General features: G+C 64.2%; 21 protein-coding genes and 1 tRNA gene. 5 read left to right on the top strand and 17 right to left on the bottom strand.

Annotated features, from left to right (window positions below; genetic code table 11):
* Positions 1-15: 15 nt before the first annotated feature.
* From KYC_RS06085 to KYC_RS06075, 3 genes are all read right to left on the bottom strand, one after another.
* Positions 16-315 (bottom strand): hypothetical protein, encoded by a 300-nt coding sequence (locus KYC_RS06085; protein ID WP_008159946.1) that lies wholly within the window; start codon positions 313-315, stop codon positions 16-18.
* Between the two features lie 160 nt (positions 316-475).
* Entirely contained in the window at positions 476-1,354 is an 879-nt protein-coding gene (locus tag KYC_RS06080; RefSeq protein ID WP_008159945.1) for an N-formylglutamate amidohydrolase, read from the bottom strand.
* A gap of 2 nt (positions 1,355-1,356) precedes the next feature.
* Complete coding sequence (locus tag KYC_RS06075) at positions 1,357-2,346, bottom strand: Bug family tripartite tricarboxylate transporter substrate binding protein (protein ID WP_008159943.1); 990 nt, start codon at positions 2,344-2,346, stop codon at positions 1,357-1,359.
* A gap of 112 nt (positions 2,347-2,458) precedes the next feature.
* Here KYC_RS06075 and KYC_RS06070 point away from each other — a divergent pair, with 112 nt between their 5' ends.
* A complete protein-coding gene (locus KYC_RS06070; RefSeq protein WP_043517692.1) occupies positions 2,459-3,394 on the top strand; it encodes a LysR substrate-binding domain-containing protein in 936 nt (311 codons plus the stop codon).
* A gap of 91 nt (positions 3,395-3,485) precedes the next feature.
* On the opposite strand, the gene KYC_RS28610 is transcribed toward KYC_RS06070, so the two are convergent.
* From KYC_RS28610 to KYC_RS06045, 6 genes are all read right to left on the bottom strand, one after another.
* Positions 3,486-3,701, bottom strand: coding sequence for a hypothetical protein (locus KYC_RS28610; protein ID WP_081477997.1), 216 nt, complete (start codon positions 3,699-3,701; stop codon positions 3,486-3,488).
* A 99-nt stretch (positions 3,702-3,800) separates the two neighbouring features.
* On the bottom strand, positions 3,801-4,907 hold the full coding sequence (locus KYC_RS06065; RefSeq protein WP_043517690.1) for an AGE family epimerase/isomerase: 1,107 nt from the start codon (positions 4,905-4,907) through the stop codon (positions 3,801-3,803).
* A 147-nt stretch (positions 4,908-5,054) separates the two neighbouring features.
* Complete coding sequence (locus tag KYC_RS06060; protein ID WP_008159938.1) at positions 5,055-5,267, bottom strand: hypothetical protein; 213 nt, start codon at positions 5,265-5,267, stop codon at positions 5,055-5,057.
* A gap of 262 nt (positions 5,268-5,529) precedes the next feature.
* A complete protein-coding gene (locus KYC_RS06055; RefSeq protein WP_008159936.1) occupies positions 5,530-5,754 on the bottom strand; it encodes a hypothetical protein in 225 nt (74 codons plus the stop codon).
* A gap of 86 nt (positions 5,755-5,840) precedes the next feature.
* Positions 5,841-6,587, bottom strand: coding sequence for a sulfite exporter TauE/SafE family protein (locus tag KYC_RS06050; protein WP_008159933.1), 747 nt, complete (start codon positions 6,585-6,587; stop codon positions 5,841-5,843).
* A gap of 61 nt (positions 6,588-6,648) precedes the next feature.
* Positions 6,649-7,560: a DMT family transporter gene (locus KYC_RS06045; RefSeq protein WP_043517689.1), complete on the bottom strand. Its 912-nt coding sequence runs from the start codon at positions 7,558-7,560 to the stop codon at positions 6,649-6,651.
* A 160-nt stretch (positions 7,561-7,720) separates the two neighbouring features.
* Here KYC_RS06045 and KYC_RS06040 point away from each other — a divergent pair, with 160 nt between their 5' ends.
* The gene (locus KYC_RS06040; protein ID WP_008159929.1) at positions 7,721-8,191 is read left to right on the top strand and encodes an Lrp/AsnC family transcriptional regulator; all 471 of its coding nucleotides are present in this window, start codon (positions 7,721-7,723) and stop codon (positions 8,189-8,191) included.
* A 121-nt stretch (positions 8,192-8,312) separates the two neighbouring features.
* The gene (locus tag KYC_RS06035) at positions 8,313-8,546 is read left to right on the top strand and encodes a hypothetical protein (protein ID WP_008159928.1); all 234 of its coding nucleotides are present in this window, start codon (positions 8,313-8,315) and stop codon (positions 8,544-8,546) included.
* A 97-nt stretch (positions 8,547-8,643) separates the two neighbouring features.
* Here KYC_RS06035 and KYC_RS06030 read toward each other — a convergent pair whose 3' ends face one another.
* Both KYC_RS06030 and KYC_RS06025 read right to left on the bottom strand, forming a co-directional pair.
* A complete protein-coding gene (locus KYC_RS06030; RefSeq protein ID WP_008159925.1) occupies positions 8,644-9,240 on the bottom strand; it encodes a BPSL1445 family SYLF domain-containing lipoprotein in 597 nt (198 codons plus the stop codon).
* 101 nt (positions 9,241-9,341) lie between these two features.
* Positions 9,342-9,557: a hypothetical protein gene (locus tag KYC_RS06025; protein ID WP_238531891.1), complete on the bottom strand. Its 216-nt coding sequence runs from the start codon at positions 9,555-9,557 to the stop codon at positions 9,342-9,344.
* 395 nt (positions 9,558-9,952) lie between these two features.
* On the opposite strand from KYC_RS06025, the gene KYC_RS06020 reads away from it, so the two are divergent.
* Positions 9,953-10,906: a M14 family metallopeptidase gene (locus tag KYC_RS06020; protein ID WP_008159921.1), complete on the top strand. Its 954-nt coding sequence runs from the start codon at positions 9,953-9,955 to the stop codon at positions 10,904-10,906.
* A gap of 66 nt (positions 10,907-10,972) precedes the next feature.
* Here KYC_RS06020 and KYC_RS06015 read toward each other — a convergent pair whose 3' ends face one another.
* Positions 10,973-11,407, bottom strand: a complete 435-nt coding sequence (locus tag KYC_RS06015) for a GNAT family acetyltransferase (protein ID WP_008159920.1) — start codon at positions 11,405-11,407, stop codon at positions 10,973-10,975.
* 260 nt (positions 11,408-11,667) lie between these two features.
* A complete protein-coding gene (locus KYC_RS06010) occupies positions 11,668-12,582 on the bottom strand; it encodes a PhzF family phenazine biosynthesis protein (protein WP_008159919.1) in 915 nt (304 codons plus the stop codon).
* A 288-nt stretch (positions 12,583-12,870) separates the two neighbouring features.
* Here KYC_RS06010 and KYC_RS28605 point away from each other — a divergent pair, with 288 nt between their 5' ends.
* A complete protein-coding gene (locus tag KYC_RS28605) occupies positions 12,871-13,113 on the top strand; it encodes a CrpP-related protein (RefSeq protein WP_008159918.1) in 243 nt (80 codons plus the stop codon).
* Positions 13,114-13,324: 211 nt separating this feature from the next.
* Here the strand turns inward: KYC_RS28605 and KYC_RS06005 are convergent.
* The 4 genes from KYC_RS06005 to pheT form a co-directional block, all read right to left on the bottom strand.
* A tRNA-Pro gene (locus tag KYC_RS06005) sits at positions 13,325-13,401 on the bottom strand.
* Between the two features lie 244 nt (positions 13,402-13,645).
* A complete protein-coding gene (locus KYC_RS06000) occupies positions 13,646-14,077 on the bottom strand; it encodes a MerR family transcriptional regulator (RefSeq protein ID WP_043517685.1) in 432 nt (143 codons plus the stop codon).
* Between the two features lie 58 nt (positions 14,078-14,135).
* Positions 14,136-14,474 carry an integration host factor subunit alpha gene (locus KYC_RS05995; RefSeq protein ID WP_081477996.1) on the bottom strand — a complete coding sequence of 113 codons (339 nt, stop codon included), beginning with the start codon at positions 14,472-14,474 and terminating at the stop codon, positions 14,136-14,138.
* 3 nt (positions 14,475-14,477) lie between these two features.
* Entirely contained in the window at positions 14,478-16,895 is a 2,418-nt protein-coding gene (gene pheT / locus KYC_RS05990; RefSeq protein ID WP_008159915.1) for a phenylalanine--tRNA ligase subunit beta, read from the bottom strand.
* Between the last annotated feature and the right edge of the window lies 1 nt (position 16,896).

The raw sequence follows: 16,896 nt of genomic DNA, 5'->3' as shown, positions 1-16,896 counted from the left end.
CATCCGCTGTGCGCGCTACTCCGGCAGCGGGTCGGGCACGCCGTCCGCGTCCACAGTCTTGATGCGGTCCAGCGCGTTGCGCGCAGCCGACATGGCTTCAATCGTGCTGCGGAAACGCCGGCTCAGGAATATTTCAAATGCCTGGCCTTCGGGTTCCTGCGCATTGTCTTGCGCCCCCTCGTCGGCGCCATCCTGCGCCGCGCCTCGCTTTGCCGGCACGCGTCGCGTCTCGATAAACGCCCGCGGGGGGATGCGCCCCTCAGGCTGCGTCGCGTAGGCGACCACTGAAAATCCGTTGATGATCTTCTCGGGCATTCCGGTTTCCTATGGGCGCGTTCGGATGGCACACGCACCGATACGAATGACAACGGCCCACTGCGCGAGAACTTAAGCGCAAGAGGCGGTGCGGGCATTGATTGGCATCAATGCCCGCACCGCCTCTCCCAACCCCGCAGACGCGGGTATGCAAGCGATTCTATTTTGTCGACGGCATCGCGGACATGCGGGCGCGCACGTAGGCCGCCACTTGCTCCAGCACCTGCGCCAGATCCGCGCGCAACGCATCGAAGCCCGCGTTACGCTCGCGCGTCGCCTCGTCCATGTACAACGGGCGGCGGATCTCCACCTGCAGGCTGTGCCGGTTCAGCGCCGGCTGGCCGATCTGCGCGATCAGCTGCACGCCCTTGTAGGGATCGTTGCGCGCCACGGTGTAACCCTTGCCGCGCAGCGCCGTCTCGATCAGCGCGATGAATTCCGGCTCGCAGGTCGTGCCATCGCGGTCGCCCAGCACGAAGTCCGCCAGCGGATGTTCGCTGCGCACGCCCAGCCGGTCGTAGGCATCGTTGGGCATGGAATGCAGGTTAAGGTGCCAGACCGCGCCAAAGCGCTGCTCCACCTGCCGGATCGCGTGCGACAGCGCCGCGTGGTAGGGCTGGTAGTACGCCTGGATGCGGTGCCGCACTTGCGCCAGCGTCAGCTTGCGGTCATAGATCGGCGTCGCTTTGTCCATCCTGCGCCAGATCAGGCCCTTGCCCAGGCGGGTCTTCTCGCCAGGATTCAGGGGTTCCGGCCACGGCTCGGCCAGCAGCTCCGGATCCAGGTCCTGCAACGTGCGGTTCGGATCAATGTACACGCGCGGAAAGTTCGCCGCGATCAGGGTGGCGCCCAGCGCGGGCGCCGCCGACCATAACGCGTCCACATGCGTGTCCTCGCCCTGGCGCAATTGCGCCAGCGTTGCGGCGGCGCCGAAGTCCTGGGGATAGCGCTCGCCGCTATGCGGCGAATCACAGACCAGGGGCAAGGCCGGGCCGGTGGGCTCAAGCACGGAAACAGCGGGAAAGTCGGCGGTCGTCATCGTCAGTCAGCCTGGATATTGGCGGTCTTGGCCACTTTGGCGTAGCGGGCCAGCGCCTGGTCGATCTGCACCTTGAATTCTTGCGGCGTCGTGGGCATCAGCGTACCACCCACCTCCTCGGCCTTCTTGCGGAATTCCGGATCCTCCATGGCCACACGGACCGCCTTGTTCAGCCGCTCCACCACCGCGGGCGGAGTGCCGGCCGGCGCGACCAGGCCGAACCAGCCGCCGGTGCCCATGTCGGGATAGCCCAGCTCAATGTAGGTCGGCACGTCGGGCAGCAAAGGCGAACGCTCGGCGCCCAGCACGGCCAGCGGGCGCAGCTTGCCGCCAAGCACCTGGGGCAGCGTCGACGACAGGTTGTCGGTGATCGCATCCACCTGCCCGCCCATGACGTCGTTCAGGGCCGGGCCGGCGCCGCGGTACGGCACATGCAGCAGCTTGATGCCGGACAGCATCATGAAGTTCTCGATGTTCACGTGGCCCAGCGAACCCACGCCCGGCGACGCAAAGCTGTAGCGCTCCGGCGCGCCCTTGGCCAGCGCGACGAATTCGGCCATGTTCTTGGCCGGGACGTTCGGATTGATCGCGAAGATGCTGGGCACGGCCAGCACGTTGGCCACGGGCGTGAAGTCCTTGACCGGGTCGTAGTTCATCTTGCGGAACACTGCGGGATTGGAGCCATGCGTGCTCATCGTCGCCATGCCGATCGTGTAGCCGTCCGGCGTGGCGCGCGCCACCTGCTCCATGCCCATGGAACCGCCCGCGCCGGCCTTGTTCTCGACCACGATGGTCTGCTTCAGGTCGCGGCCGGCGTACTCCGCCACCAGGCGGGCCACGATATCGGTCGAGCCGCCTGCGGCGAAAGGCACCACCAGCTTGATGGGACGGGCGGGATAGTCGGCGGCATGCGCGATGCCGGCAAAGGACAGCGTTGCAAACATGCCGGCGAGCGCGACGCGCGCGGACCGGCCGAAAAGGCGGCGGGACATGAAAGGGACTCCAAGAGTGGAAGGTCTATCGACAAGGCCGCCAGTGTCCAAACTTTACGGTCCCCTTTCAAACGACTATATTGCACTCCTTCATTACCAAAGGTCATGCTGAATGCGGCTGCACTCGCCTTCCATGTCCGAGCTGCACGCCTTCGTGACCGCGGCTCGGCTGGGCAGCTTTACCCAGGCGGCCCAGGTGCTGTGCGTCACCCAGGGCGCCATCAGCCGCGCCATCTCCCGGCTGGAAGCCCATTTCGGCCAGCCGCTGATGCATCGCAACGCCCATGGGCTCACCCTGACCGAAACCGGCCGCAGGCTGTACGACGGCGCGCAGGCGCCGCTGCAGGCCATCGAATCCCTCAGCGCCGGACTTCGCGCCGACGACCGGCGGCTGCGCCTGACCCTGTCCTCGGTGCCCACGCTGGCCAGCGCCTGGCTGGTGCCGCGCCTGCCTGACTTCCACCAGCGCCATCCCGACATCCAGCTGGGCTTTGCCGCCTACCGCCGCAACGAGGACTTCTCGGGCGCCACACCGGACGCCAGCATTCTTTCCGGCACGCCCGACCAATGGCCGGGATGGCAGGCGGACTACGTGATCGGACGCGAAATGGTCGTGATCTGCCACCCTGGCCGCCTGGCGGCGCGCCAGGCGCAGGGGCTGTGGACCACGCCTCACGGCTTGCTGGGCGAACCCCTGCTGTATCACACCAACGGCATGGACAACTGGGCGCAATGGTTCACCGCCGCGGGGGTGCCGCGCGACACGGTCGCGTTGTCCAACGGCTTTGACCAGGTGTCGATCCTGATCCGCGCGGTCATGGCCGACATGGGCATCGCCGTCCTGCAGCGCTGCCTCGTGCGGGACGAACTGCAGGCTGGCAGAGTCGCCGCGCCCTTTCCCGAACTGCCCATCCGCATTGCCCGCGGCTATCACCTCTGTGCGCCGGCGCAGCGCCGCGATCATTATGCGCTGGCGCGTTTTCGCGAATGGCTGCTGGACACGGCAAGCCGCGACCCCGACGTCGTGGCGGCGATTGCCGCCACTTGATTGCGGACAAAATCTGGATTATCCGATTCAGCCCCAATAGAAATGGGCCCCCAATGGAGGCCCATTTTTTTGGGAACGCGACGGATAGTTTTCAGGGCGCGAGCTTGAAACCCAGGTCAACGCCCCATTTATCGGTTTCACGCAGCCATTTCGCGCCGCAATTCAAGCAACGGAAATGATCTTCGCGGCTTTCTTCCCGGCCCTTCTGCGTTGGGTTGGTAAATCCTTGATGCCCCAGATGCACATGCGGCGCCACGCCAGCAAGTCCTGGATTAATGCGTTGGCAAGCCAGGCACATAACGCTCATTGATGCTTCCCCACAAACAGTGTTAGCAAATTGTAAGGGATTTCACCAATGTTTTTCTATCAAATAGTGCTCATAAACCGACAAAAATTGTTAACGAGATCACGAAACAACGTTTTGTAACGCTGCAAGGCAGGTTGCCAGGTGATAGGGCGAGGTCGAGGGCATGTCGCTACGGGTCACCGCCCCCTGCGCATCCAGGCATTCGTACCAACCGCCCGCATGCAGGAAACGGGCGCGGAAACGGGTCAACTCGGCGTCCAGCGCGGGCTTATCGCCCATAACGGCCAGCACACGCAGGTATTCAGTCTGCGCCCAGATACGGCGCGTATCGTCGACGACTCGGCCCGATTCGTCCAGCGACGCGATAACGCCCCCGGCATCCACGCCGTGCGCGCGCGACCACTGCACCGCGCGCGGCAGCGATTCGGCAAGGTCCAGTCCTTCGAATACCTGTGCCGACTCTTGCACGAGCGACAGCCATTCAAACTGGTGGCCGGGCTCAAGGCGATTCCCGGAGCTGCCCTGCGGCGCTTCTGAAACACATTGTGTCGGCGCATGCACGAAGAACTGGCTGATTCCCTGCGCGAGTCCGCGCAGATGCTGCGCAAATAACGCGGGTTCGGCAACCTGGGCCGCCGCCAGATAGGCTTCGGTCAGATGCATCATGGGATTCTGCGCCGGCGGCTTCAGCGGCTGCGACAGATCCGCGCTGAGCGCAGCGTGATAAAGCGAATCCGTGGTTTTGAATCGCGCCTCGATCGTACGCGCCGTCGCCAGCATCAGTTTGCGGGCGGACGCATTCCGGCTGCGCTGAAAATAGGCCGCACAAGCCAGCACGATAAATGCGTGGGTATACAGATCCTGTGTTTCATCCAGCGGGCGGCCCTGGCCGTCAACGCTATAGCGCCAGCCGCCGCGGTCGTCGCGGAAAATCCGCTGCAGCGAATCGAATAGCCGATCGGCATGCCGCCCAGCTACCGGGCCGGACGCCTGCGAAAACACATATAACTGGCGCGCACAGGCCATAGCGCGATAACGCGCCGAGGGCAGCGCCGCGCCCGTAGCCGAATCCAGGGATTCAAAAGGCAGACCGAGCGAATCGTTGAAGCCGGGCCCCACCCATAAGGGCAGCACGACGGATTCAAAATGCTCGCGTGTTGCGCGGACATTATCCGCAAGAGAAGAGTTGGTCTGTGCGGCAGTCATCTTTGAACGACGCATGCCCGGCAAGGGCCCCTTGTTTAGGAGCAGCAACGATAACCGAAATCGCCGTCTCAATCTTTCGAGCATCCGCCATTGGCTCATGCACACACAGACCGGTCCTGCCGATCAGCTCCGTCCAGGGCAAGCGCCCTATCGGAAGATATTTTCCTCAACCCAGTTTTGCGCGAACACTTCCGCGCGATCACGTGCTTCGTCCAACGAAGCGCAGTTGCCCAAGTGGGAAAACGCGGCATCCACTTCGGTGCCGCCCTCGGCCGTTACCGTCAGCAATACGCCATATCCGCCGGTATCCATGGCCGCTGTGGAAACGTCGATCAGTACTTCCTGGTCACGATGCTGCATGTGCTACCTCCCAGTCGGTTACCTAAACGCGCGAACCACGCGTGACGTTGCGCAAGACGGAATTTCTCGCGCAAATGAATAGACCCGTAAACGTCACGCAAGTTCATCTTACTGGCGTCATGGCCGGTCGGATACGTCCGAAAGATGTCAAATCGCACATTCCGTCTCAGGAAAAGCCCTACGCCATACGGCGGAGGCGGCGCGCGCGAAATACTGCGAAAACATTCGCAACTATGCGGTAATTTGGGGGCCGGACAGCGCGTCAGCGCAAATGGATGGCGCCAGGCTCTTCCATGCGCAGGGCAAGTTTGCCCTTGTCGGTAATTTGCCAGCGGCCGTTGGCGCCGGCTTCGATGCAGCGCAAGGTTTCCAGCGCCGTCGCTACGTGCGCGGGCACTTCTGTCTGGACAGCGCCGGGTTCGCCATTGTCCGCCACAATGCGCAGCCAATGACCCAGTTCGCCTTTTTGGAAACGATGCAATGCCATGCGTGAATCTCTCTTGAAGGCGTCAACGATAGCATGCCGCCTCGGGGCGCGCCGGGACGCGGCGCGCCGACTTGTTCAGACCTTCCCTAGGCCAACAGCCGGGGCAGCGAAGAAGCCAGCAAGGCGATTCCCGATAAGGTCAGCAGTCCCAGCACCACGCGGCGAAAAACCGCGTCGCTGATGCCCACGTAGACTCGCGTGCCCCACAGCGTCGGCACCAGCATGGCCGGCACGATCAACGCGAACAGCGGCAGCATGTCCGTCGTGACCACGCCGGTCAGCACATAGCTGGCCATCGTCACCATCAGCATCGACAAATTGAAATTCTGGATCACGGCGCGCTGCACGTCGCGGTCGAAGCCGCGCAGGGTGCACCACAACGTGGGTATCACGCCCGTAAAACCGCCAAGCCCGCCCATGACTCCGCCGATCGCGCCAGCCACGCCATCGGCCACCCTGCCCCCCGCCGTGATGCGCGGAATGCGCGCCGCGAACAGCATGATGGGGCACCAGATCGCGAGCAGACCGCCGATGAAGGCCTTGAACATCAGGGGATCAAGATGCGGCAGCAGCTTCACGCCCAGCGGGATGCCCAGCAGGCCGCCCACGATGAAGGGCAGCAAATGGGCCGCGGCGAATCCCCGGCGCACGGTGAATGCCGCCAGCAGCTGCCCGGTCAGGGCGCCGAACACAGCCATTGCGGCCGCCATTCTGGGGTCCACGGTCCAGGCCCAGAACGACATGGCCACCATGCCGAAGCCAAACCCCGACAAGCCCTGCACGAAACCTGCGGCCATGGCGCCCACCACAACCACTATGTATAAGGAATCCATCTCTGCTGAACGCCTGCGTGACATGCCGGGCCCTTCCCGGCGCACGCCATTCTAGAGCGTTCTACGAAGGACGCAGTGCCAGCGGACGCTTCAGGCGGGTCGCCAGGGCAGAAGCCGCCACGCTTGCGCCGATCAGTCCAAGGCCAAGCGCCAGGTCCGCCGAGATGCGCTCGTGGAACACCACCGAGGACACGATCAGCCCGATCACCGGCACGCAAAGCATCGCGATGGACGTAGCCGCAGGCGGCAATTTCTGCGTCATTCCCAGCACCACGATGAAGGTCAACGCGGTTGCCACAGGCCCTGTGTAGAGGATCAATGGCCAGGCGTCCGGCACGCCAAGGAACACCGGGGCGCCGTCGCGCATCCACGCCAGCGCGGCCAACGGAATGGTGGCAATGGCGGTCTGCCAGGGAATCATGTCCGCACCCAACCGTACATGGCGGTTGCCGCGCAGCTGGATGATGTTGCACGCCCACGCGAACGAGGCGCCCAGCAACATCGCCAGCCCGATCACGGTATGCGCCTGCCATGGACTGAACGCGGGCGCCACGATGACGCCGATGCCCGCATAGCTGAGCGCCGTCGCGATCCATTGCCCTGCCGACAGGCGCTCTTTCAGGACCAGCGACGACAGCGGTATCACCCAGATAGACGTGGCGTACGCAATGACGGAAGCGCGGCCCGGGGCCACGTACTGAAGCGCCCAGAGCGCCAGCGCGGTGAACGCGCCCATCTGCAGCAGCGCCACGCCCGCCACCAGCGGCCATTCCTGGCGCGTAGGAAACCGCAGACGGCCCAGCAGCCCCAGCACCAGCACGCTGATCAGCGCGGCCGATCCAAAGCGGCTGGCGGCCAGCCACAGCGGGCTCATGTGGGCCAGGCCCAGCTTCATGACCGGCCAATTTCCGCCCCAGATGAGCACCGCTCCGACGAGCGGCAAAAACGTGCGAAAACTGCTTTGCTGAGTCATTACTGCCATGCCTGCTGCGTGATTATTCTGCACTTCGGCCCGATGACCGAACGACGGAATAGTCTATAGGGTAAACCCCAGCATATTTCACCTCAATCTTTCGGAATACGCGGCATACTCAGCACAGATGAACTGCCAACTCGTTATCCTCAGGTGACTTATGCCGGAAATCAACCTGGATGCCACTGACATCCGAATCCTGAACGAACTGCAACGCGACGCCAGGCTCACGAATGTGGAATTGGCCGCCCGCGTGAATCTCTCCGCATCGCCATGCCTTGCCCGCGTGCGGCGCCTGGAAACCGAAGGTCTCATTGATCGCCGCGTGACGTTGCTGAACGCCCGCAAGCTGGGCCTGAAGGTAAACGTGTTCATCCAGATCTCGCTGGACAAGCAGCGCAAGGCCGCCCTGGACGTGTTTGAACGCGAGATCGCCGTGCTTCCCGAGATCATGGAGTGCTACCTGATGTCGGGCGACGCCGACTATCTGATCCGCGCGCTGGTGCCCGACGTCGATGCGCTGGAACGACTGATCGTCGAGCACATCACGCGCATCCCGGGCGTCGCCAGCATACGTTCCAGCTTTGCGCTCAAGCAGGTGCTCTACACCACCGCCGTTCCCCTATCGTAGCGCGCCCGCCGGCCCATTCCTCCCCTTGCGGGATCGCCGGCGCAAGCCCACAATAAAAGCGCTTGGCGCCTGCCCCGCGCGGGCGCCGGCATCCCTCCCATCGCTTAGCAAGGAGTCAACCATGCCCGAAACCGAATGGTTCCCCGGCAATACGCTACCCGATCGTCAGGGCTACTTTGAAGTGGAGTTCGACACAGGCGAAACCGAAATCACGCGCTATGGACTGCTGGGCTGGGAGCCCGAGCAAGAGCGCGGCGGCATCGTGCGCTGGCGCGGCCTGGATCCGAAAATCGAAGAAGCCGAGATTACCCGCGAAACCGCGGTCCGCAAAAACAGCGACAACGTCATCGGCTAGCCGGTAGTCGCAATGCGCGGGGCATGCCATCCCTGCCCCGCTCAAAACAGAAACGCCGCGGAAATACTCCGCGGCGTTTTGCCTGGGACCGGCAGGGTCAGGGTTCTAACTTCGAGATCTTGGTGCCCGCCAACGACACGCCCGCCATCAGGCCGCCATTGTTCATCACAAAACCCACGATCGGCTGCTGCGCCGTATTGGTGTCTATGCGCCCGTTCGCGCCGATGTTGACGACGGCCACCGTGGCGTCCGCGCCCACGGTCCAGCCGCTGCTGTTGCGGAATTTGGTCAGGGCGTCGTCCGTCATGAACAGCAGGACCATCGCCTTGGACTGCGCGCCGGCCTGGAAGCCGATCGAGCCCGCCGTCGTGCTGTAGTAGCCCGCATTCGCGCCGCCAACCCGCAGCACGCCATTGCCGTGCTCGGCGCCGACAATGAAACTGCCGCTCAGCACGTCGGGGAAGATCAGCACGCCCTTGGCGCGGGCCACCAGCTCCTTGGACTGGGGAGAGGCTTCATACAGCTTCGAGAGCGTCGCGTTGGCGGCGCTGTTCATCGACTGTCGCTGCTCGGCCGTCGACGCGGCTGAAGACTTGGAGGGGGTGGTAGTAGTGCAACCTGCGAACAGCAGGCCGGCAACGCCGATCGCGGCGGCGATGCCGGTGCGGCGCAAGACAGGAAAAGTGTCAAACATGGAACTCTCCTTTTTTGTTGTCGTGCGCTGATACTGTACCGGCCAAGCCCCTTCCTGGCGAGGCACACGAATGTGATAAACGAAACAAAAACTAGCGCCAGCTAGAGAATCCCGTAGCGCGGTTCGCCGGTGGAGGCATCCACCGACACGATGCCCGACAAGACCAGTTCCGCGTGGCGCCGTGCCATGGCCGGGTCCTCGAAGGTCACGAACCGGGGCAGCGACCAGCGCTGCTGGAGCCCGCCATTGCCGGTCCGGCATACCGTCACTTCGATGGCCAGGACGCCGATATCCAGACTGACAACCTCGCACCGCACTTGAAAACCATCTATTTGACGCTGTGGCCACGCGCCCATGCTGCACTCCAGAAATCCGCCCATCCGGCCGCAATATGCCAAAAACAAACAGGCTTGGAAAGCAATGTTTTCAAGGGGTTAGGCAGTACTAGACAAGCTGGTGCAAACGCATCTTGCCGAACCCGAAAACAGCCGCGGCAATCCCTTTTTTCAGGCTTGCGCACAATTTCCCGGCGCCCCGCGAAATTGCCCTGCACTGCCGGTTTCCACCCACGGAAAGGACACGGCGGATCATGCGCCGCAGCACGTATTCCAGACTGACCGGCCATTCGCCGCCATAATGTCCGGGCGTCCGGCGCTGCGCGCCCGCATGCGCGGTCACACCGGCAACCGTCCCAACCAGCCCTTCGACTCCAATGACGAATCCCGCCTTCGAACCCGATACCGCTCCGCTCGAAATCCTGCCTCGCGACCTTTCCGCCTATCGCCAGGGCAACACCGGCATTCCGTACGTGCACCGCTTCGACTCGGGCAAGCCCGGTCCGCACGTGCTGATCAATGCCATCACGCACGGCAACGAGATCTGTGGGATGGTGGCCGCCACCCACCTGCTGGACACCGGCGTGCGCCCCAGGATCGGCACGCTGACCGTCAGTTTCGCCCACGTCGAGGCCTACGAGGCCTTCGACATCGACAGGCCCTACGACAACCGCCAGCTCGTCCACAACCTGAACCGCATCTGGTCGGCCGCCATGCTGGACGGCCCCGAAGACAGCCCGGAACTGCGCCGCGCGCGCGAAATGCGTCCGGTGCTGGACGCCGCCGACTTCGTCCTGGACATCCATTCCACCCGCGCGCCCGTGCAGCCTTTCTGGGTCTACAACGAGATGGACCGCAACACCGCGCTGGCGTCGGCCGTCGGCGCGCCGCAAGTGCACCTGGTCATGCCGCAGGACAAGTTCCCGGGAACCGGCGTCATGGGCTATGGCCGCCACGGCGATCCCGCGTCGGATAGCGGCGGCGCGCTAGTCGTGGAATGCGGCCAGCATTTCGCGCGGTCCGCGGCCGAACTGGCCACCGACGTGACGCTGCGCTTCCTGACCCACCTGGGCCTGATCGACCAGCCGGCCGACGCCGCGCCGCCGCCTGCGCCGCAGCGCTATCGCCTGCTGGAGGTCCACATGGTCAAGTCCGAAGACTTCCGCTTCACGCGCCCCGTCATCGGCTTCGAGACCTTCGACAAGGGCGAACTGATCGCCATAAACGGCGCCGAGGAAATCCGCTCTCCGGTGGACCACTGCACCATCTTCATGCCCACCCGCATGCCCATCGTCGGACGCGAAGCCGTCTACCTCACGCAGGCCATCTGAAGCCGCGGCCAGCCTGGTCTCCCGGGGCCGCACGCCGGGAGACCGGCGCGCGGCCCCCACCGGCCTTCAGACATCCGGGATCAGGCGTTTTCCCAGGCTGATCACCTCATCCTGCTGAAAGCCCAGGCCTTCGTAAAAGCGCTGCACCGCGATATTGCTGGAGCGGATCCGCAGATTGATCTTGGGACACCCCATCTCCAGCAGCTTGCGCTCCACCGCCCGCATGAGCGCGGTGGCATGGCTGCGCCGCTGGTGCGATGGCGATACGGCAAGGTAATTGATCCAGCCGCGATGGCCGTCGTAGCCGCCCATCAGCGTCGCGACGACGACGCCGTCGACCTCGCCAACCAGGAACAGGTCGGATTGCACGCTCAGCTTGCGCGCGATGTCCTTGCGCGGATCATTCCAGGGCCGGGTCAGGCCGCATTCGTGCCACAACGCGATGATGGCCGCCTCGTCGGACGGATGGAAAGCCCGGATGGCCAGGTCTTGATGGGTCATGCTTCATTCCTTGATCAAAGAAACGAAGGCCTTGCGATACGCCTCGGAAGCGAAATGGACATTGCAGACAAGAAAGGCCACGAGGGTATCGTGGCCTTCTGGGATGGGCGCTGAAGATTCAGCGCCCGGACGCGGGTGGCCACTCAACGTAGACGTCGAGTGACTCGTCGGTTATCGGCCCGGCATGCCGGGACGGGATGCGATGCGTTCATGGGGAACGAGCATACACGACGCCTGGCGCGGCCAGCAATGCCGGCGCATCAGGACTGTGTCGGCGCAGGCAAGGTGCCTTCCATCACCACCACGGCCTGGCCCGCCACGCCCGCCCACACACCGTCGCGCCGACGCTCGGCATGAGCCAGCAGCAGGCTTGCGCGCCCCATGTCCACACCCTGCCCCACGCGCAGTTGCAGCCGCCCTTCATCCAGCAGGGACGCGCGCAACGCAGTCATGGCCGCCGTCGCGCTGCCCGTGGCCGGATCCTCGGTCATGCGCCCGGTCAGCATGCGGGCCTGGACATCGGTGGGCGCGTCCATTGCGTCGCCCCTTGTGTCGGTGGTGTAGAGATAAATCGACTTCGCGCCCAGCGGCGGCATCAAGGCCTCATAGCCTGCTGCGTCCGGCGCGGCCCGGCGCAAGGCAGCGCGATTGGCGACCTGAACGACCAGGAACGGCAAGCCCACGGAAACCACCTGGGGCACATGCGTCGACACCTCAATGTCCGCCGGCTCCAAGCGCAGGGCTCGCGCCACGGCGGCCGCCGGCGCCTCGCTGCCGCGCGACAAAGGCTGCGGCGCGAGCAGTTCCGCGCCCTCCAGGCCCTGCGCTCCGTAAGACAACGCAATGCGCACCAGGCCCGCCTCTTCCTCGAACACATATGCATCCGGACGCGGCAGCCCTGCGGCAATCTGCTCGCGCGCCAACACCACTGCCGTACCAACGTTCGGATGCCCGGCAAAGGGCACCTCGCGATCCGGCGTGAATATGCGCACGCGCGCCGTGTGCGCCGAATCCTGCGGACGCATCACGAAACTGGTTTCCGAGTAATTGAATTCGCGGGCAATTCGCTGCATCTCGACCGCGCCCAGCCCGTCGGCGTCAAGCACAACTGCAAGCGGGTTGCCCAGATAGGCCTGGCTGGTGAACACATCGGCCGTGACATAGCGGTATCGCATGGAAGCATCCTCAAGAGCCGCGCGGATACGGCGGCAAGGCAGACATTCTGCCGACAGGGGCGCTTATGGCGAAAGGCACAGAGCCATGAAAATCCGCGCATAACAGATACCGCTAAACCGGCTCGCGCGGCCGGCTTATCCCGGCCGTTGCGGATCTGCCGCCCCCCTTCGCCACGCCTTGCGCACATGATGACGGCACCCTGCAAGATAGTGCCCGGTCACTATTGAAAATTGCTTTTTCGTGCGGAATACTTTGCTTCCCGATCACCCCTTTTGGAGGATATTGCAATGCAACGCGACGACATCCAAAAGCTGGGCGCACAAGCCGCCCGCGACGGATTGACCTTGTGGGACTGCCCCTACTATCGCGCCGCCGCCATGCCTGGCCACACCGGCGAGTCGATAGCGGAATGGCGCGACAAAGTTGAGGCCTGGGAAGCTGGATGGATGGAGGTAGCAGAATCCGGCCAGCCCCCTCCCCCTGGTCAAATCCGCTACTTGGCGCGTGCGGGCTCGCGACACCGCCATTGATCAATCCACAGCGCCCCGGATCTCGGGGCGCTTTTGTTTGGGCCGCAATCAAACCCCGATGGCATGGGCCGGGACGCGGTGTTAGCTCAGGAATTCCACCGCCGTAAACATCGGAAGGTCCTCATGCCCGAGTTCATTGAAGCGAACAGAAAACGGCCCGGAAATGAGAAAGGCCGTTAGTGATTTTCATCACTAACGGCCTTGGAACTGCTGGTCGGGACGGCGGGATTCGAACTCGCGACCCCTTGCACCCCATGCAAGTGCGCTACCAGGCTGCGCTACGCCCCGAAAGAAAAAGAGTATAGCAGAACAAAAAAATGTTTGCACGCATTGGTGCAAAAAAAGTGCTGAATACTCAAAAAAATTTGCGCCCTAGGTACCCCGCTTGCATCAGCATCGCATGATGGAGCGGCGTGCGCGTGGCGCAATGCGCTACGGCTTGCGTTGCGCGCGATCGTAAAGATCTTCGCGCTTCGCAGGTACTGCTTTAAATACTTTGGACTTCAAATGACGCGCAGGCCGCGCGCCATGCTCAGAACGCGGGACCGGCCTGGCCCGCGCTTGCGGCCGACGTGCTTGCCGCGTTGCCAAGGGCTTCGCCGAGCATCGCCGACACGTTGGTCAATTCGTTGCGCAGCGATTGCATCTCTGTGCCAGACAGGCGCACGGCGGCGTCCTGATCGTGCGGCACGTCGCGCGCATCGCCGAGGCGATTGCGTGCGCCGCTGATCGTGAAGCCTTGCTCGTACAACAGGGAACGGATGCGACGGATCAGCAGCACTTCGTGATGCTGGTAGTAGCGGCGGTTGCCGCGGCGCTTCACGGGCTTGAGCTGCGTGAATTCCTGTTCCCAGTACCGCAATACATGAGGCTTGACGCCACACAATTCGCTGACTTCACCGATGGTGAAGTAACGCTTGGCGGGAATGGGCGGTAAGGTAACGGTGGATTCAGTACGTGTCATAAGCGGATTTTATGCGCGCGGTGCGGCGGGTGCCGATAACAATTACCGACAAAGCGTATCACTCCGCGGCGTCGGGCGCCGCAGGCACTGCCTGCTCCACCACGCTCTTGAGTTTTTGACTCGCGTGGAAGGTGACTACGCGCCGTGCAGCGATGGGAATGGTCTCGCCCGTTTTGGGGTTACGGCCAGGGCGCGGCGGCTTGTCGCGCACCTGGAAATTGCCAAAGCCCGAGAGCTTGACAGAATCTCCGCGCGCCAGGGCGTCGCGGATTTCCTCGAAGAACGTATCAACGATGTCCTTGGCTTCGCGTTTGTTCAGGCCGACCCGCTCGAAGAGCAGTTCGGCCAGCTCGGCCTTGGTCAGGGTGCGTTGCTCGGCAAGCATACTAGTCCCCATGGTTCAGGCACGCTGGCGCGCGCCGTGCGCACTGACCAATGCATCCTTGATGCGTGCCAGGCAATCCGCCACGCGGGCTTCGTCCAATGTGACCTCAGTGTCCTGTAGCCAGAAACGGAAAGCAAGGCTTTTCTCGGCGACGGGTTCGCTGCCTGCGGCCTTCTCGCGCCACACGTCGAACACGCGCGCATCCTGCACCACAGCCAGTTGCGCATCGGACTTGACGGCAGCAGACACGGTATCAAGCATGGCTTGTGCGGACACATCCTCGTCGACCCACAGCGCCAGGTCGCGCACCACCACCGGCTGGCGCGAGAGTTCGCGCACTTGCGGCAGCTCACCTTCCGACAGCGCGACGACGTCGAGTTCGAAGACCACGGGCGCATGCGCCAGGTCGGCCTGCTGCGCCCAGCGCGGGTGCAATTCGCCGATCCAGCCGACCTGCTGCCCATCCAGCAGCACGCGGGCGCCACGGCCCGGATGCAGCGCGGGATGCGCAGCGGCCTCGAAACGCAGGCGACGACCGCGGGCGCCGAACAACGCCTCGACGTCCATCTTCACATCGAAGAAGTCGACGTGGCGCGTGGGCACGCCCCACTGCTCTTCCACCGCCGGGCCCCAGGCCGCGCCGGCCAGCTTCATGGGCTGGCGAACGCCGGCAACTTCAAGCGGACCATCCTGGGCCGAGGCGTCGCGCACGAAGACGCGGCCCAGTTCGAACAGGCGCACGCGCGATTGCTTGCGGTTGGCGTTGTGGCGGATGTTGGCCACCAGGCCGCCAATCAGGCTGGAGCGCATGACCGACAGATGGCTGGCGATGGGATTGACCAGGCGCACCGGATTGTCGTTGCCGGCGTAATCGCGTTCCCAGTCAGCTTCGACGAAGCTGTAGTTGACGACTTCCTGGTAGTCCTGCGCGGCGGTCAGGCGGCGCAGCGCATGCGCGCCGCGGCGCACTTCAGGCTGCGAGAACATCTTGGCGCGCGCCATCGGCGGCACGTCGGGGATGCTCTCGAAACCGTAGATACGCGCAACTTCCTCGATCAGGTCTTCCTCGATCTCCAGATCGAAGCGGTACGACGGCGGGCTGACGATGAAGTCGTCGCCTTCGACCGTGAACTCCAGGCCAAGGCTGCCGAAGATCTTCGCGACCTGTTCCTGCGTGACCGGCACGCCCAGCACACGGTGGCAGCGCGCAAGGCGCATGCGCACGGGCGGGCGCTGGGGCAGATTGACGATCTGGTCGTCGACGGGACCGACCTGGCCGCCGCAGATATCGACGATCAGGCGCGTAATGAATTCAAGGTGCTCGGGAATGCTGGCGTAGTCCACGCCGCGCTCGAAGCGGTGACTGGCTTCGGAGCTGAACTTGTAGCGGCGCGCGCGGCCGGCGATGGCCTGCGGCCACCAGAACGCGGCTTCCAGATAGATGTTCTGCGTGTCCAGCGTCACCGAGGTGGCTTCGCCGCCCATGATGCCGGCCAGGCTTTCGACCTGGTCGCCCGCGACCACCACGCCGACCTTCGGGTCCAGCGTTACGGTCTGGCCATTAAGCAGTTCGAGCGACTCGCCTTCGCGCGCCCAGCGCACGCTGATGTCGCCGCCGATCTTGTCCAGGTCGAACACGTGCGACGGACGGCCCAGTTCGAGCATGACGTAGTTGGAGATGTCCACCAGTGCGGACAGCGAACGCTGGCCGGCGCGCTCCAGGCGCGTCTTCATCCAGTCGGGCGTCGCCGCGCGGGCGTTAACGCCGCGAATCACGCGGCCGCCAAAACGGCCGCACAGGTCCGGCGCTTCGATCTTCACCGGCAGGCGCTCGTCCAGGGTGACCGGCACGGCGACCGCGGTGGGCACCGACAGCGGCGCGCCCGTCAGGGCCGCCACTTCGCGCGCCACGCCCAGGATGGACAGGCAGTCGGAGCGGTTCGGGGTGAGCTTGAGGGTAAAGAGGGTGTCGTCCAGATCCAGGGCTTCGCGGATGGACTGGCCGGGAACCATGTCGGCCGGCAGCTCCAGGAGGCCGGCGTGGTCTTGCGACAGACCGAGTTCGCGGGCCGAGCACAGCATGCCGGACGACTGCACGCCGCGCATCTTGGCCACGCCGATCTTCATGCCGCCGGGCAGTTCCGCGCCCACGCGGGCCAGCGGCACCTTCAGGCCAGCGGCGGCGTTGGGCGCGCCGCAGACGATCTGCAGGCGCTCGCCGGAGCCGTCGTCCACTTGGCAGACGCGCAGCTTGTCGGCGTCGGGGTGCGGAGCGATCTCGACGATATGCGCCACCACCACACCGGAGAATGCGGGCGCGGCGGGCGCGGTGTCTTCGACTTCCAGGCCGGCCATGGTGAGCCGGTGCGCGAGTTCATCGGTTGCGATCGGAGGATTGACCAGCGTACGCAGCCAGGATTCGGGAAATTGCATG

It is taken from the genome of Achromobacter arsenitoxydans SY8, assembly GCF_000236785.1.
GTDB lineage: Bacteria > Pseudomonadota > Gammaproteobacteria > Burkholderiales > Burkholderiaceae_B > Achromobacter > Achromobacter arsenitoxydans.
Note: the sequence above shows the minus strand (reverse complement) of the source record. Positions and strands in the feature narration are given on the sequence as shown.